Annotated in this window: 13 protein-coding genes; 6 read left to right on the plus strand and 7 right to left on the minus strand. The window is 59.8% G+C overall.

All coding sequences use genetic code 11. The features are described 5' to 3' along the window. Positions 1 to 69: 69 nt before the first annotated feature. Entirely contained in the window at positions 70 to 1,026 is a 957-nt protein-coding gene (locus H8B20_RS08975) for a LysR family transcriptional regulator (RefSeq protein WP_210622893.1), read from the minus strand. 109 nt (positions 1,027 to 1,135) lie between these two features. On the opposite strand from H8B20_RS08975, the gene H8B20_RS08980 reads away from it, so the two are divergent. Next, positions 1,136 to 1,885 (plus strand): sulfite exporter TauE/SafE family protein, encoded by a 750-nt coding sequence (locus tag H8B20_RS08980; RefSeq protein ID WP_210622894.1) that lies wholly within the window; start codon positions 1,136 to 1,138, stop codon positions 1,883 to 1,885. Here H8B20_RS08980 and H8B20_RS08985 read toward each other — a convergent pair. Next, complete coding sequence (locus H8B20_RS08985; RefSeq protein WP_174823975.1) at positions 1,875 to 2,729, minus strand: LysR substrate-binding domain-containing protein; 855 nt, start codon at positions 2,727 to 2,729, stop codon at positions 1,875 to 1,877. The genes H8B20_RS08980 and H8B20_RS08985 overlap by 11 nt on opposite strands. A gap of 97 nt (positions 2,730 to 2,826) precedes the next feature. Here H8B20_RS08985 and H8B20_RS08990 point away from each other — a divergent pair, with 97 nt between their 5' ends. Both H8B20_RS08990 and H8B20_RS08995 read left to right on the plus strand, forming a co-directional pair. Beyond that, positions 2,827 to 3,048: a DUF1127 domain-containing protein gene (locus H8B20_RS08990; protein ID WP_047302364.1), complete on the plus strand. Its 222-nt coding sequence runs from the start codon at positions 2,827 to 2,829 to the stop codon at positions 3,046 to 3,048. A 64-nt stretch (positions 3,049 to 3,112) separates the two neighbouring features. Beyond that, complete coding sequence (locus H8B20_RS08995; protein ID WP_210622895.1) at positions 3,113 to 4,339, plus strand: winged helix-turn-helix domain-containing protein; 1,227 nt, start codon at positions 3,113 to 3,115, stop codon at positions 4,337 to 4,339. A gap of 131 nt (positions 4,340 to 4,470) precedes the next feature. Here the strand turns inward: H8B20_RS08995 and H8B20_RS09000 are convergent, their stop codons facing one another. Beyond that, positions 4,471 to 5,817, minus strand: a complete 1,347-nt coding sequence (locus H8B20_RS09000) for a class II 3-deoxy-7-phosphoheptulonate synthase (protein WP_007964815.1) — start codon at positions 5,815 to 5,817, stop codon at positions 4,471 to 4,473. A gap of 150 nt (positions 5,818 to 5,967) precedes the next feature. Here H8B20_RS09000 and H8B20_RS09005 point away from each other — a divergent pair, with 150 nt between their 5' ends. Beyond that, positions 5,968 to 6,723 carry a spermidine synthase gene (locus H8B20_RS09005; RefSeq protein WP_210622896.1) on the plus strand — a complete coding sequence of 252 codons (756 nt, stop codon included), beginning with the start codon at positions 5,968 to 5,970 and terminating at the stop codon, positions 6,721 to 6,723. Between the two features lie 114 nt (positions 6,724 to 6,837). Here H8B20_RS09005 and H8B20_RS09010 read toward each other — a convergent pair whose 3' ends face one another. Next, on the minus strand, positions 6,838 to 7,629 hold the full coding sequence (locus H8B20_RS09010; protein ID WP_210622897.1) for a crotonase/enoyl-CoA hydratase family protein: 792 nt from the start codon (positions 7,627 to 7,629) through the stop codon (positions 6,838 to 6,840). Positions 7,630 to 8,051: 422 nt separating this feature from the next. Between H8B20_RS09010 and H8B20_RS09015 the strand changes: the two genes are divergently transcribed. Next, positions 8,052 to 9,725, plus strand: coding sequence for a DEAD/DEAH box helicase (locus tag H8B20_RS09015; protein WP_042560261.1), 1,674 nt, complete (start codon positions 8,052 to 8,054; stop codon positions 9,723 to 9,725). A gap of 153 nt (positions 9,726 to 9,878) precedes the next feature. On the opposite strand, the gene H8B20_RS09020 is transcribed toward H8B20_RS09015, so the two are convergent. Beyond that, a complete protein-coding gene (locus tag H8B20_RS09020; protein ID WP_210622898.1) occupies positions 9,879 to 10,646 on the minus strand; it encodes a DODA-type extradiol aromatic ring-opening family dioxygenase in 768 nt (255 codons plus the stop codon). A gap of 101 nt (positions 10,647 to 10,747) precedes the next feature. Here H8B20_RS09020 and H8B20_RS09025 point away from each other — a divergent pair, with 101 nt between their 5' ends. Then, positions 10,748 to 11,404 carry a thiopurine S-methyltransferase gene (locus H8B20_RS09025; protein WP_210622899.1) on the plus strand — a complete coding sequence of 219 codons (657 nt, stop codon included), beginning with the start codon at positions 10,748 to 10,750 and terminating at the stop codon, positions 11,402 to 11,404. A gap of 200 nt (positions 11,405 to 11,604) precedes the next feature. Here H8B20_RS09025 and htpX read toward each other — a convergent pair whose 3' ends face one another. Both htpX and H8B20_RS09035 read right to left on the minus strand, forming a co-directional pair. Continuing rightward, positions 11,605 to 12,492: a protease HtpX gene (gene htpX, locus H8B20_RS09030; RefSeq protein ID WP_042560258.1), complete on the minus strand. Its 888-nt coding sequence runs from the start codon at positions 12,490 to 12,492 to the stop codon at positions 11,605 to 11,607. Positions 12,493 to 12,796: 304 nt separating this feature from the next. After that, positions 12,797 to 14,008, minus strand: a complete 1,212-nt coding sequence (locus H8B20_RS09035; protein ID WP_042560257.1) for a pyridoxal phosphate-dependent aminotransferase — start codon at positions 14,006 to 14,008, stop codon at positions 12,797 to 12,799. Positions 14,009 to 14,184 lie beyond the last annotated feature (176 nt).

Below are 14,184 nucleotides of genomic sequence, written 5' to 3' on the forward strand. Positions count from 1 at the left end.
AAGCCTTGATCAGTAATGCTCATGAATCTAGCGTTCGAATGTTTAATGCGCCAGATAATTTTCCAGACGTCAGAGTCTGCCTAAACCCCGTTGCAGCGCCAGATCCCATGGTGGCACCGGGCTGAAGCGGGTCTTGAGGTACTCCAGCAACAAACGGCTGCGCGAGTTTGTCTGCTGCTCCATGCGCAAGGCGTAAATGCCGGTGCTCTCGGGTTGCGGCAGGCCGTTTTCGCAAAACAGCGGCAGCAGTCCGCCGCGCAGCAGATATTCGCTGGCCAGCCACGTCGGCAGGTGCGCGATGCCCAGCCCGGCCAGCGCGCCGCACACCAGTGCTTCAGCGTTATTGGCGCTCATGCGGATGCGCGCCGGGCGGTGCAACTGCATCTGCCCGTCCTGCTCGAAGCGCCAGGCGAAGGGAGGGGCGAGGCCATCCCAGTCGAGGCCGTCATGTTCGCTCAACTGCGCGGGATGATTCGGTACACCGCGCCGCTTGAGATAGTCGGGGCTCGCGCAGGCGATTCGCACCATGCTCGCCAGTGGAGTGGCAACCAGTCGGGTGTCGGCCAGTTGCCCGGCGCGCAGCACCAGATCCACCTTGCCCAGATTCGAGCCGTGCATGTCGACGAAACTGTCGATCAGGTGCAGTTGCACATCCAGGCCCGGATACAGCACCAGAAAATCGGCAATCACTGGCGCCAGATGCCGACGTCCGAAGGCTGCCGGTGCATCGATGCGGATCAAACCTTCCGGTGCGCTGCTCAAGGAAACGGCTTCGGCGCGGGCCAATTGCAGTTCGGCGACGATCCGCCGCGCCCGTTCGGCAAAGGCCAGACCTGCTGGCGTGGCGCGTACGGCATGGGTGCTGCGAATGAACAACTGGCTGCCCACCGCGCTTTCCAGACTGTCGATGCGTCGCGCGACAGCCGAAGGTGTCAGTGGATGGCGACGAGACGCGGCAGAAAAACTGCCGCTTTCCAGCACGTCGAGAAACAGCCCGAGTTGATCGGTCAATTGATTGGGATTCATGTTGTTTAACGCTTGTGCGAGTTCGGCACAGCCATTGTGCGTTGCTATGCGTTTCCCCGCCAGCCGTGACTGCGTAGGATGAGTCGCCTGACGTAAGAGGAATTGAGCTGTGATGGAGTTTTTGTTGTTCCTGCTATTCGGCGCCGCGCTTGGCACATTGGGCGGCATCTTCGGCATCGGGGGTGGCTTGATCGCGATCCCGCTGCTCGGCGTGTGGTTCGGGCTCGATCAACAGATCGCCCAAGGCACGGCGCTGGTGATGGTGGTGCCGAACGTGATGTTGGCGCTGTGGCGCTATCACCAGCGCAATCGCATCGAACTGCGCCACGCGTTGCCGCTGGCGGTGATGGGGTTTTGCTTTGCGTGGATCGGTTCGATTTTGGCCGTGGGCATTGACGCGCAGACCATGCGCATCGGCTTTGTCGCGTTTCTCGTGGTGCTTTCGGTTTACAACCTGCTGAAAATGTTCGGCAAGCGCCCGGCGCCGACGGCCGAGATGCGTTATTCCTGGCCATGGCTGGGCGTGCTCGGCGCAGCGTCGGGGACCATGGGCGGGTTGTTTGGTGTCGGTGGGGCGGTGGTCGCGACGCCGGTGCTGACCAGTCTGTTTGGCACCACGCAAGTGGTCGCTCAAGGCTTGTCGCTGGCGCTGGCATTGCCGAGTACCGGCGTCACCCTGGTGACGTACGCGGTACACCACGAAGTCGAGTGGATGATCGGTTTGCCGCTGGCCATTGGCGGTCTGGCCAGCATCAGCTGGGGGGTGAAAGTCGCCCACGCCATGCCGGAAAAACTTCTGCGTGGGCTGTTCTGCGGTTTTCTGGTGCTGTGCGCGGTGATGCTCGCCTTTAAAGTTTGAAGCCTTCGACGATGTGTTCGGCCAGGCATTCGGTGATCGGCGATGGATTGTTCAGATTGCGGATCAGCATGATGCTGGCCTCGGGCAGCAGCGGCAGATCTTCATCGGCACCGAGAATGCGCATGTCCGGGGTGATCAGGCTTTCCAGTTGCGCGGTGATCGCCAGACCCGCGCTCACCACGGCCATCAGCGCCGAGAGGCTGGTGCTGTTGTAGGCGATGCGGTAATCGCGGCCCATCGCGTCCAGCGCATTGCACGCCCACAAGCGGCAGAAACAATCACTGTTGAACATCGCCAGCGGCAACGGCGTCTGCTCGTGGGCGCTGAAGTTTTGCGCCTCGGCCCAGACGAAACGCTCCTTGCGCAGCAGTTGGCCAATCTCGTTACCCGGTTCGCGGGTGACGATCGACAAGTCAAGGTCGGTACGCTGCAACAACTGTTTGGTCGATTCGCAATGCACTTCGATCTGGATCAGCGGATAGAACTGCGCAAACCGCGAAAGAATCCCCGGCAGAAAACGCATCACGTAATCGTCCGGCGTGCCGATCCGCACCGTGCCGACCATGTGTGGCTCGCGCAAGGTATTGAACACTTCACTGTGCAGTTTGAGGATGCGCCGTGCGTAGCCGAGCAACACCTGGCCCTCGGCAGTCAGGCGCACCTGCCGCCCGTCACGCTCGAACAACTGGCGCTGCAACACGTCTTCTTCCAGGCGCTTCATCTGCATGCTCACCGCTGATTGCGTGCGGTTGACCATTTCGCCGGCGCGGGTAAAACCGCCCTGATCGGCTATCGCGACAAAGGTGCGCAGGACATCGGTATCGATACTGGGGTAGGCGGACAATTGATGAATCTCCGTGATGCATACCATCAGAAACATTCGTTGGATTGATCTTAGCGCTGGCGCGAGACTTGAGCCATCTACAACGGAGAGCAAAACGATGAAAGGTCAAAGAGAGTATTTAGACGAAGAAAAATTTTCCGGCCATGGCCACATGGTTTCTGACTTGCTGCACAAGTTCAGCCGCTGGTACGAACTTCACCGTGAGCGTGAATTGCTCGCCAGCCTGAGCGACGAAGCGTTGAAAGACATCGGGGTCAGTCGTGCCGACGTCGAGCACGAATCAGTGCGGCCGTTCTGGGATGATCCGATGCATAAATGATGAGGCCATCGCTACACAAAACCTTCTGCACTGAGGTAGGTTGCGAGCAGACAAGGAGATGCTCATGCCCGCGACACTGTCCTTTTCCCTCAAACAGGCTCGACGTCTGGCGCTGGCTGCCCAAGGGTTCAACGGGCGCCAGCCGCCGACCGTCAAGGCGCCCCATATCAACCGGCTGATCGAACGGCTGGGCCTGCTGCAAATCGACTCCGTCAACGCCGTAGTGCGCTCGCACTATCTGCCGCTGTTTTCCCGTCTTGGTTCCTATTCTTCCGATCTGCTCGACCAGGCTGCCTGGAGTTCGGGGCGACGTCGTTCGCTGTTTGAGTATTGGGGGCATGAGGCGTCGTTGTTGCCGATGTCGATGTACCCGTTACTGGGGTGGCGCATGCAGCGGGCCAAGCGTGGCGAAGATATCTATCAACAGTTGGCGAAGTTCGGTCGTGAGCAGCAGGAAACGGTACGTCGAGTGCTGGCTTTGGTCGAAGAGCGGGGCGCACTGGGTGCTGGCAGTGTGTCGACTCGTCAGGACAAAGCCGGACCGTGGTGGGACTGGAGTGCGGAAAAGCATGCGCTGGAATGGTTGTTTGCCGCCGGGGAAGTGACCGTCGCCGGGCGGCGTGGCTTCGAGCGTTTGTATGATTTGCCGGAGCGGGTAATTCCCGCGGAGATCCTGCAACAACCGTTGCCTGATGAAGCGCAGGCGCAGCGTGGATTGTTGTTGCATGCGGCCGAAGCGCTGGGCGTGGCCACCGAAAAAGACCTGCGTGATTACTTTCGCTTGAACCCCGCTGATGCACGTCCGCGACTGTCCGAACTGGTCGAGGCGGGGCAATTGCAGATGTGCGAAGTCGCCGATTGGCGGCAAATCGCGTATTGCCTGCCGGAGCCGAAAGTCCCGCGCAAGGTCGCGGCCAGTGCACTGCTGTCGCCCTTCGATTCGTTGATCTGGGAGCGTAGCCGCACTGAGCGTCTGTTTGATTTTCGCTATCGGCTGGAAATTTACACACCGCAGGACAAGCGCGTTTACGGTTATTACGTGTTGCCGTTTTTGCACAACGAGCGGATTGCCGTGCGGGTGGATTTACGTGCCGAGCGAGCGTCGGGACGACTGGCGGTGCATGCGGTACACGAGGAGGAGCCGGGGCTGGATGAAGAGGGGATGTTGGCGCTGGCGGTGAATTTGCGGCGAATGGCGGATTGGTTGGGACTGGCGCAGGTGCAGCTTAATTGTCATCGCGAGAGTGCGGCGCGGTTGCGGGTGGCGTTGGCGCAGATTGATGTTGTCTGAGCTGACGCTATCGCTGGCAAGCCCGCTCCCACAGTGACCGAGTCGTACTCCAATTTTGTATACGACACAGATCCCTGTGGGAGCGGGCTTGCCCGCGATGAGGCCATTTCAAACGATACAAATCTCGGATCTCAGCGCCGAACCTGCTTGAGGGTTTCAGCAATCAAAAACGCCAACTCCAGCGACTGATCAGCATTCATCCGCGGGTCACAATGCGTGTGATAGCGATCCGACAAGCCATCTTCAGTGATCGGTCGTGCGCCACCAATGCATTCGGTGACATTCTGCCCGGTCATTTCGATGTGAATACCACCGGCGTAAGTGCCTTCCGCTTCGTGCACCTGGAAGAACTGCTTAACCTCGCCAAGGATCTGCGCAAAATCGCGAGTCTTGTAGCCACTGCTGGCCTTGATGGTGTTGCCGTGCATCGGATCGGAGCTCCACAGCACCTGCTTGCCTTCACGCTGCACCGCGCGGATCAGCGCTGGCAGGTGATCGCCGACCTTGTTCGCACCCATCCGCGCGATCAGGTTCAGGCGCCCGGGGTCGTTGTCCGGGTTGAGCACGTCAATCAGGCGGATCAGGTCGTCGGGGTTCATACTTGGGCCGACTTTGACCCCGATCGGGTTGTTCACCCCGCGCAGGAATTCGACGTGCGCGCCGTCGAGCTGACGGGTGCGGTCGCCGATCCACAACATGTGTGCGGAGCAATCGTAGTAATCGTTGGTCAGGCTGTCGCGGCGCACGAACGCTTCTTCGTAGTTCAGCAGCAGCGCTTCGTGAGCGGTGAAGAAACTGGTTTCACGCAGTTGCGGCGAGCTGTCCATGCCGCAGGCGCGCATGAATGCCAGAGTTTCATCGATGCGATCGGCGAGGTGGCTGTACTTCTCGGCCAGCGCGGAGTTGGCGATGAAATCGAGGTTCCACTTGTGTACCTGGTGCAGATCGGCAAAGCCGCCCTGGGCGAAGGCGCGCAGCAGGTTCAACGTTGCGGTGGACTGGTGATATGACTGCAGCAGGCGTTCCGGGTCCGGCACGCGGCTCTTTTCGTCGAAGCCGATGCCGTTGACGATATCGCCACGGTAGGCGGGCAGGGTCACGCCATCGATGGTTTCGTCGTTGGCCGAGCGCGGTTTGGCGAACTGGCCGGCCATGCGCCCGACCTTGACCACCGGGCAACCGGCCGCGAAGGTCATGACGATCGCCATTTGCAGCAACACTTTAAAGGTGTCGCGAATCTTTGCCGCGGAGAATTCGGCAAAGCTTTCGGCGCAGTCGCCGCCCTGCAACAGGAACGCGCGGCCCTGAGTCACTTCGGCAAATTGACGACGCAGTTCCCGCGCCTCGCCGGCAAACACCAGTGGCGGATAACTGGCCAGGGTTTGCTCGACCTGGCGCAGGTGCGCGGCGTCCGGGTATTGGGGTTGTTGCTGGATCGGCAGGGCGCGCCAGCTATCAGGGCTCCACGGTTGGCTCATCACGGTCTCTATGGTTCTACGCACGGAAGGCCATGTTAGCAGCAATTAGTGCGTGACCTGTTCCCGCCCCTTCGTCGACAATCGCCGCTTTGCCACGGCACAACTGCGGAGCCATCGCGTCACCGCGCCCGGTGACCACCAGGAGACAAGATGACTGAGGAGCGCGTCGAGCATCTGCTCGCCGAAGTACAGGATGAGTTCGGCGTGATTCGCGTGCTGGAAGTGGCCGATTACCGCTTTCTCGAATTCGGCGATGCGATCGAACAGAGCTGTGTGTTCACTGCCGATCCGAGCTGGCTGGAATATGACTACACCCGGGCGATGCTGATTGGTGCGCTGTGCCACGAGCACCCGGAGAGTGCGCTGTTCCTCGGGCTCGGCGCGGGTACGTTGACGCAGGCGTGCCTCAAGTTTCTGCCGCTGGAAGATGTCGAGGCAATCGAGCTGCGCCCGGACGTCCCGCGTCTGGCCATTGAATACCTTGGCCTGGATGACGATCCACGCTTGTACATCCGCGTCGGCGATGCCCTTGATTTGCTGCCGACTGCCGAGCCTGCGGACCTGATCTTCGTCGACCTCTATACCGACGTCGGCCCCGGTGTCGGGCATCTGGCCTGGAGTTTCCTCGGTGACTGTCAGAAACGCCTGAATCCGGGCGGCTGGCTGGTGATCAATCAATGGGCCACCGATGATGGCAAACCGTTGGGTGCGGCATTGTTGCGCGGGCTTTATCACCGGCATTACTGGGAGCTGCCGGTGAAGGAGGGCAACGTGATTCTGCTGGTGCCGGCGGATCTGGATCAGTCGTTGGATATGGAAGCGGTCGCCGCCCGTGCTGAGGCATTGGCGCCGAGGTTGGGTTACTCGTTGCAGTCGCTGATCAAGGCGATTCGCCCGGCGACATAAACGGCGAATTGAGCCTCTGTAGGAGCTGCCGAAGGCTGCGATCTTTTGGCTTTGATTTTTCAAGATCAAAAGATCGCAGCCTGCGGCAGCTCCTACAAGGGTTTGTGCAACGGCTCAGATCCCTTTGAAAATCCCGGGTCGGCGCTCAACCAGCGACCGCACCCCCTCCTTGGCATCTTCACTGGCCAGCAACTTCTTCACCAGCGGCGGCAAGCCCTGTGCCGCCGCTGTCTCGCCTTCATACCGCGCCTGTCGCGCCGACAGCAACGTCGCCTGCACCCCCAACGGCGCCTGTCGCGCAATTCGCTCAGCCAGTTCAATCGCGCGGGGCAGCAGATCCTCGCTGGCCATCACTTCCTGGACCAATCCCAGACGCAACGCATCGTGCGCATCGAACTCGTCCCCGGTCAGCAACCAGCGCATCGCGTTGCCCCAACCGGCCACCTGATGAAAACGTAAAGTCGCGCCACCAAGGGGAAAAATCCCACGCTGTACTTCCATTTGTGCGAAGCGGGTATTGCTCGCGCAGAGGTTGATGTCGGCGGCCAGCATCAATTCGATGCCGATGGTCAGGCAGTAACCTTGTGCCGCGACAATCACCGGTTTGCTGACCCTCGGCCCGACGAAAACACCCCACGGATCGCAACCGCCGGTCGGAACCTGCCAGCCTTGGGCAAGGGCGGAGCTTGCATTCACCAGATCCAGACCGGCGGTAAAATGCTCGCCATGGCCGAACACCACCGCCACCCGCGCCTCGCTGTCAGCCTCGAATTCGCCATAAGCCAGGCTCAGCTCATTCAGCAGGTCGAGGTCGAAGGCATTGCGCTTGGCCGCTCGATCCAGGCCGATCATATGCAGGTGACCACGGCGCTCCCGGCTGACGCGACCAGGACAGGACTGATTCATGGGAATTTCCTCGAGCGGGGAGGGAGGGGGCCGCGACCACATGCCGCACATCGGTGAAGCGTTTAAGCAGCATCTTCAGCAGGGCCGGGCCCTTGGAAAATAGACCTTCGCACGATTATCCGCAAAACCCCGTTACACAACGGTGACGGACGGATTCAGGCGATAAAAAAAGCTCCCTTTTTCGGTAATTTCCGGTATAGTGCGCGCCGGCCTTTAGCCAGGCCGCGTCAAGGTAGCGCAATTCCCCGAAGTCAGCTTCGGCTGCATGTCCGCACTGCGGGCTCTTCCTGGACGTTTCTTTTTTTCTTTCATTCGTTTTCGCAAATCCCCGCCGACAAAGCTGCCAGGGCGACTCTTGAGTCTTACACGGCATGCGCAGCTTTGGAGCATGGGTCTTTGCGGATGCACTTAGAGGCAGACCCATGACCCAGGAAACCGGCGGATTCGCCGCTTTTAATCTTAATCCGAACATTCTTGCAGCCGTCATCGCGACTGGCTACGAAGAGCCTTCGGCTATTCAGCAGCAATCGATCCCGATCATCATGGCCGGCCAGGACATGATCGGTCAGGCGCAAACCGGTACGGGTAAAACCGCCGCGTTCGCTCTGCCAATTCTTCATTGCATCGATCCTGCCAAGCGCGAACCGCAAGCCCTGATCCTGGCGCCAACCCGTGAGTTGGCGCTGCAAGTTGCAACCGCTTTCGAAACCTACGCCAAGCAAATGCCGGGCGTTACCGTTGTGGCCGTTTACGGCGGCGCGCCTATGGGCCCACAACTGAAAGCAATCCGTAATGGCGCACAGATCGTTGTCGCCACTCCGGGCCGTCTGTGCGACCACCTGCGTCGTGACGAAAAAGTGCTGTCGACCGTGAACCACCTGGTTCTCGACGAAGCAGACGAAATGCTCAAACTGGGTTTCATGGACGACCTCGAAGTCATCTTCAAGGCTCTGCCAGCTACCCGTCAGACCGTTTTGTTCTCGGCGACCCTGCCGCAGTCGATCCGCGCCATTGCCGAACGCCATCTGCGCGATCCGCAACACGTGAAGATCCAGACCAAGACCCAGACTGTTACCGCGATCGAACAGGCTCACCTGTTGGTTCACGCTGACCAGAAGACTTCGGCCGTTCTCAGCTTGCTGGAAGTGGAAGATTTCGACGCTCTGATCATGTTCGTACGCACCAAGCAAGCGACCCTTGATCTGGCCAGCGCCCTCGACGCAAAAGGCTACAAAGCCGCTGCGCTGAACGGTGACATCGCCCAGAACCAGCGTGAGCGCGTAATTGACTCGCTCAAGGATGGCCGTCTGGACATCGTTGTAGCGACCGACGTTGCTGCTCGTGGTCTCGACGTTCCACGTATCACTCACGTGTTCAACGTTGACATGCCGTACGACCCAGAGTCCTACGTGCACCGTATCGGCCGTACTGGCCGTGCCGGTCGCGAAGGTCGTGCACTGCTGCTGGTGACTCCACGTGAGCGCCGCATGCTGCAAGTGATCGAGCGTGTAACCGGTCAGAAAGTTGCCGAGGTTCGCCTGCCGGACGCTCAGGCAGTTCTCGATGCGCGCATCAAGAAACTGACCAACAGCCTGGCGCCGCTGGTTGCCGATGCTGAATCGACTCACGGTGAGCTGCTGGATCGTCTGACTGCAGACATCGGTTGCACGCCGCGTGCTCTGGCTGCTGCTCTGCTGCGCAAGGCCACCAATGGTCAAGCGCTGACGCTGGCTGCGATCGAGAAGGAACGCCCACTGGTGCCTAACAACGCACCGCGTGGCGACCGTCCTGAGCGTACCGGTGACCGTCCGGACCGTGGTGATCGCGAGCGTCGCGCGCCAATTCCTTTGGGCGAAGGCCGTGCTCGTTGCCGTACCGCGCTGGGTGCGCGTGACGGTATCGCCGCTAAAAACCTGCTGGGCGCCATCCTCAACGAAGGTGGTCTGGCCCGTGAAGCGATCGGTCGCATCCAGGTGCGTGACAGCTTCAGCCTCGTTGAGCTGCCGGAAGATGGTCTGGACAAACTCCTGACCAAGCTGAAGGACACTCGCGTTGCCGGTAAGCAGCTGAAGCTGCGTCGCTATCGCGAAGATTGATCCGCCCCTGGGCTGATTGATCGAACGTAAAAAATCCCCGACTGGTTCGGGGATTTTTTTTGCCTGCTTTTCAAGGGCAAAGATCAAAGATCAAAAGATCGCAGCCTTCGGCAGCTCCTGCAGTGGGGGAGTGCGATCTCTTGCTCTGGCTGTTTAACCGAACCGGTAAATATCCATGCCCAATGCGCCCATGGTGAATCCCTTGTGCGCCACGCTGAAAGCTCCCCCGGCACCCCGCGCAAAATACAGCGGCAATAAGTGCTCATCACTCGGATGGCTGCGTACCGCGTTCGGAGCCTGCTGGCGGTAGTCATGCAGCGCGGCCTCATCACCGGCCGCCAGTTTGTCGATCACCCAGTCACGGAAGTCCTGGGCCCACGGCTCAACGCTTTCCGGGCCGGCATGCCAGTCCAGTTCGCGCAAGTTGTGGGTGATGCTGCCTGAGCCGATCAGCAGAATCCCTTGCTCGCGCAAACCTGCCAATGCTCGGCCGACGCGGGTTTGCAGCGCCGGACCGCCGCGGCTCGGTAGCGACACCTGCACCACTGGAATATCCGCCTGCGGGTACATCAGCGACAGCGGCACCCAAACACCGTGGTCGAACGGTCGTTGCGAATCGAGGCGCGCCGGCAGGTCGCTGGCGATCAGTCTATCGGCGACTTCAGCGGCCAGTTGCGGATCACCCGGCGCCGGGTACTGCACTTCAAACAGCGCGCGGGGGAAGCCGCCGAAGTCGTGCCAGGTTTCCGGCGTTGGATGGCTGCTGACCAGTAGCTCGTGGCTCTCCCAGTGTGCGGAGACAATCACGATGGCTTTTGGCGTGGGCAGTTCGGCGGCCAATCGTGTCAGCGCCGGGCCGCTGGCGCCGGGCTCCAGGGCGAGCATGGGAGAACCATGGGAAATAAACAGGCTGGGAAACATGATGGGTTCCTGAGCGTTAAGATGGCCCATCTTCAGTCAGATCATTGATCTAAATCTAATATAAGTTTTAAAGCTTTTTGATCGAATTTTTGGGGGGATATATGCAGCATGAGTTCTGGCACAAGAAGTGGGCGTCGAACCAGATCGGCTTTCATCTGCCGCAGGTGAACCCGCATTTACAACGACACTGGCCGGATCTGAACATTCCCGCATCGGCGCGGGTGCTGGTTCCGCTGTGCGGGAAAAGTCTGGATTTGCGGTGGCTGGCCGGGCGTGGTCATCAGGTGCTCGGGGTTGAGCTGTCTTCGACGGCTGTTGAAGACTTTTTCACTGAGCATCAGCTACAGCCACAGATTAGCGAGAACGGTGCGTTCAAGGTCTATCGCGCTGACGCCATCGAGCTGTGGTGCGGCGATTTCTTTGCCCTGACGGCAGACGATGTGGCGGAGTGCACGGCGCTGTACGACCGTGCAGCCTTGATTGCCTTGCCACCGCCGATGCGCGAGCGCTATGCGGCGCAGCTCCAGCAGATTCTGCCGCAAGGCTTGAAAGGGCTGGTGATCACCCTGGATTACGATCAGGCGCAGATTCCAGGGCCACCGTTTGCGGTGGGGGATGATGAAGTACAGCGGTTGCTGGGTACTGGCTGGCAGGTTCAGACGCTGCAAGTGCAGGATGTGTTGCAGGAAAGCGGGAAGTTTTTGCAGGCGGGGGTGACGGCGCTGGAGGAGCGGGTTTATCGGGTTTCGCCTCGTTAGTTTGTGTTGGCTGTTCCGGCCTCATCGCTGGCAAGCCAGCTCCCACAGTGAATTATGGTGTATCGAAGATCGGGATAAAACCACGGAACCCTGTGGGAGCTGGCTTGCCAGCGATGAGGCCTGCATGAGCAGCCAAGTACATGGCCCCCACAAAAAAGGCCCGCATCTCTGCGGGCCTTTTTGTTTTTACCCCGGTTGAATCAACCGAGACGACGCAGGGCGTCGATACGATCTTCCAATGGCGGGTGGCTCATGAACATGCGGGCGAACCCTTGTTTGATGCCACCGTTGATGCCAAAGGCATTCAGGGTGTCGGGCATGTGCACCGGCAGGCCCTGTTCGGCGCGCAGACGTTGCAGCGCGCCGATCATTGCGCTGGTGCCGGCCAGTCGTGCACCGGCTTCGTCGGCACGGAATTCGCGTTTGCGCGAGAACCACATGACGATCGAGCTGGCGAGAATGCCCAGGACCAGTTCGGCGAAGATGGTCGCCACGTAGTAAGCAATGCCCTGACCTTCTTCGTTCTTGAAGATCACCTTGTCGACGAAGTTGCCGATGATTCGCGCGAAGAACATCACGAAGGTGTTCACAACGCCCTGGATCAATGCGAGCGTAACCATGTCACCGTTGGCGACGTGGCCGATTTCGTGGGCCAGCACGGCTTTCACTTCATCGGGCGAGAACCGCTCGAGCAGGCCTTGGCTGACCGCGACCAGTGCGTCGTTCTTGTTCCAGCCAGTGGCGAACGCGTTCGCTTCGTAGGCCGGAAAAATACCGACTTCGGGCATCTTGATCCCGGCTTCGCGGGACAGTTGCTCGACCGTTTGCAGCAGCCATTGCTCATGCCGGGTACGTGGCTGGCTGATGATCTGGGTGCCGGTGCTCATTTTCGCCATCCACTTGGAGATGAACAGCGAGAACAGTGAGCCGGCGAAACCAAAGACCGCACAGAAAACCAGCAGCTGACTGAGGTCGAGATCAACCCCGTTGGCCGCCATGAACCCGTTGAAGCCGAAAAGGCTCAGGGTGATGCTGGCTATCAGCACGACCGCCAGGTTAGTGGCCAAAAACAGCAGGATGCGCATCATGGTTGTAGAAATCTCCTCAAGCTAAAGATGTAGCGTACTGCGGGGTATATAAGGTGCTGCACCGGGCTATTCAACTGGGTGACTATTTCAAACTGTGTCCTACAGCTGATTCTTCGTCACATAACCCCATTTCCCACAGCAGACACCGACACGGATGACGAACACTCGCGACCCGTCGCCATTGCGTCAGACGCACGAGATCGGCATGAATCGCAAGTGTAGAAGGCGAGCGGAAGCAGGGATTGCAGAAGTGTTGCTGAATCAGACAGTGCGCAACGTTAGGTCGTTGCGCACTGCTGGTTAGTTACTGGCGGTAAGACTTGAGGAAGTTGCCAATGCGGCCGATGGCCATTTCCAGTTCATCGACCCGGGGCAGGGTGACGACGCGGAAGTGATCCGGCCATGGCCAGTTGAACGCCGTCCCTTGCACCACCAGCAGCTTCTCGGAAAGCAGCAGGTCGAGGACGAATTTTTCGTCATTGTGGATCGGGCAGACTTTCGGGTCGATCCGCGGGAACGCGTACAGCGCGCCCATCGGCTTGACGCAGCTCACGCCCGGAATGTCGTTGAGCAACTCCCAGGTGCGGTTGCGCTGTTCCAGCAGGCGACCCTGCGGCAGCACCAGATCGTTGATGCTCTGATAGCCACCCAGCGCCGTCTGGATCGCATGTTGGCTCGGCACGTTGGCACACAGACGCATGTTGGCCAGCATGTCGATGCCTTCGATGTAGCTCTGGGCATTGTGTTTCGGCCCGGAAATAGCGATCCAGCCAGAACGGAAACCGGCCACGCGGTAGGATTTTGACAGACCGTTGAAGGTCAGGCACAGCAGGTCCGGGGCCAGCGATGCGGTGCAGATGTGCACGGCGTCGTCGTACAGGATCTTGTCGTAGATCTCGTCGGAGAACACCACCAGATTGTGCTGGCGGGCCAGCTCCAGCATGCCCAGCAGCACTTCTTTCGAATACACCGCGCCGGTCGGGTTGTTCGGGTTGATGATCACCATCGCCTTGGTGTTCGGCGTGATCTTGGCCTTGATGTCGGCCAGGTCAGGGAACCAGTCGGCACCTTCGTCGCACAGGTAATGCACGGCGTTACCGCCGGCCAGGCTGACGGCCGCGGTCCACAGCGGGTAATCCGGCGCCGGTACCAGCACTTCGTCACCGTTGTTGAGCAGCGCCTGCAGCGACATCACGATCAGTTCGGAGACGCCGTTGCCCAGGTAGATGTCTTCGATACCGACACCTTCGACCTGCTTCTGCTGGTAGTACTGCATTACGGCCTTGCGCGCGCTGAACAGGCCTTTGGAGTCACTGTAGCCTTGCGCGGTCGGCAGGTTGCGGATCACATCCTGAAGGATTTCGTCTGGCGCTTCGAAACCAAACGGCGCCGGGTTGCCGATGTTCAGCTTGAGGATGCGCTGGCCTTCCTCTTCCAGACGTTTGGCGTGCTTGAGCACCGGGCCGCGAATGTCGTAGCAGACGTTGGCGAGCTTGTTCGATTTGCTGAACTGCATGGCGATGTGATCCCGAAAATGAACGATCCAGGCGGCGGATGGACAACCGTACTGGGATTCCTGCGTTTACACACAGACGGACGTCTCGAGCGCGTGGCTCCAAGAATCCGTTTGAATGCGCCCGGTCTGGCTGCCAGACTGGCGCGTAACGAGGCGCAATCATACGTGCCGCCCGA

Origin of the sequence: Pseudomonas sp. P42, from assembly GCF_017973755.1 — a bacterium.
Lineage (GTDB): Bacteria > Pseudomonadota > Gammaproteobacteria > Pseudomonadales > Pseudomonadaceae > Aquipseudomonas > Aquipseudomonas iridis.